Source organism: Falsiroseomonas sp. E2-1-a4, assembly GCF_051433165.1.
Classification (GTDB): domain Bacteria; phylum Pseudomonadota; class Alphaproteobacteria; order Acetobacterales; family Acetobacteraceae; genus Falsiroseomonas.
This window is the reverse complement of the sequence record NZ_JBHMFS010000062.1, coordinates 1-1,455: the sequence shown is the minus strand read 5'-3', so window position 1 is coordinate 1,455 and position 1,455 is coordinate 1. Positions and strand designations below refer to the sequence as shown.

The window sequence follows — 1,455 nt, the reverse complement described above, 5'->3', positions numbered from 1 at the left end:
GGCGGATTCAATTGGTCGTCGCAACACCGTGGTGGAGGGTGGGTGCGATGGCGGGTCGACGGCGTTCAGATCGGGCTTTGCGGGGAAAACTGACGTCGCCGGGTCGGCCGCCTGTGGCGCGGCAGGAGCATCGTCGCCGGTTCTGGGCTTTGGTCGCTGAAGGGCTTTCGAGCGAGGACGCGGCGATGGAGGCTGGAATATCGCAGCCGGTCGGGTTCCGATGGTTTCGGCAGGCGGGAGGGACAGCCCCGAGCCACCTGTCGCGGTCGTCGAAGCCGCCCTCGGGGCGCTATCTGTCGTTCGCGGAGCGGGAGGAGATCGCGTTGCTGCATGTCCAATGCGTTGGCGTGCGCGAGATCGCGCGTCGCTTGGGCCGAGCGGCGTCGACCATCTCACGCGAACTCAGGCGGAACGCAGCGACGCGGAGCGGTAGCCTGGACTATCGTGCGACGACCGCACAGTGGCATGCCGAGCGGGCGGCGCGTCGGCCGAAAGTGGCGAAGCTCGCGACGAACCTGGTGCTCCGGTCCTATGTTCAGGATCGGCTTGCCGGTTCCGTTGTCACTCCAGGTGGCGCTGCAGTTCTTGGCCCAGTGGTACCCTGGAAGGGTCGGCGGCACGGGCGGCGGCAGAACCGGAGATGGGCCATGGCATGGAGCCCGCAGCAGATTGCCGAGCGCCTGCGGCTCGACCACCCGGATGACGCGACGATGCGGATCAGCCACGAGGCGATCTACCAGGCGCTCTATGTCCAGGGCCGGGGAGCGCTGCAGCGCGAGTTGACGGCGTGCCTGCGAACAGGACGGGCGTTGCGGGTGCCGCGGGCCCGCACGCGTGGACGGGGCAAGTCGTTCATCACCCCGGAGATCCTCATCAGCGAACGTCCGGCCGAGGTGGAGGACCGCGCGGTGCCGGGGCATTGGGAAGGCGATCTGATCATTGGCCTCAACCGCTCGGCCATCGGCACCCTGGTTGAGCGGACAACGCGGTTCACGATGCTGCTGCACCTGCCGCCGATGGAGGGACACGGGACGGGGCCGCGCGAGAAGAATGGGCCAGCGCTCGCCGGACACGGCGCCGAGGCGGTGCGCGACGCGATCACTGGCACGATCATCACCCTGCCGCAGCAGCTCCGACGTTCGCTGACCTGGGACCAGGGGGCGGAGATGGCACAGCACGCCAGGCTGCGGATCGACACGAGCCTGCAGGTGTATTTCTGCGATCCGCATAGCCCGTGGCAACGCGGGACGAACGAGAACACCAATGGCCTGCTGCGTCAGTACTTCCCGAAGGGGACGGACCTGAGCGTCCACGGCACTGACGACCTCGTCGCAGTGGCCGCTGCCCTCAACAGCAGACCGCGCAAGACGCTTGGATGGAAGACGCCTGCCGAGGCGCTCGACGCGGCCCTGAGGTCAGTTCAGGATGGTGTTGCGACGATCGGTTGAGACCAAG

Annotated in this window: 1 protein-coding gene; it reads left to right on the top strand. The window is 67.7% G+C overall.

All coding sequences use genetic code 11. The features are described from left to right. Nucleotides 1–47 precede the first annotated feature (47 nt). Nucleotides 48–1,448, top strand: coding sequence for an IS30 family transposase (locus ACFHNC_RS24625; protein ID WP_437171875.1), 1,401 nt, complete (start codon nucleotides 48–50; stop codon nucleotides 1,446–1,448). The last annotated feature ends 7 nt before the right edge of the window (nucleotides 1,449–1,455 follow it).

Excerpts from the sequence above, each read along its gene's own strand:
- ACFHNC_RS24625 (WP_437171875.1), top strand. The coding sequence starts at position 48 with ATGGCGGGTCGACGGCGTTCAGATCGGGCTTTGCGGGGAAAACTGACG.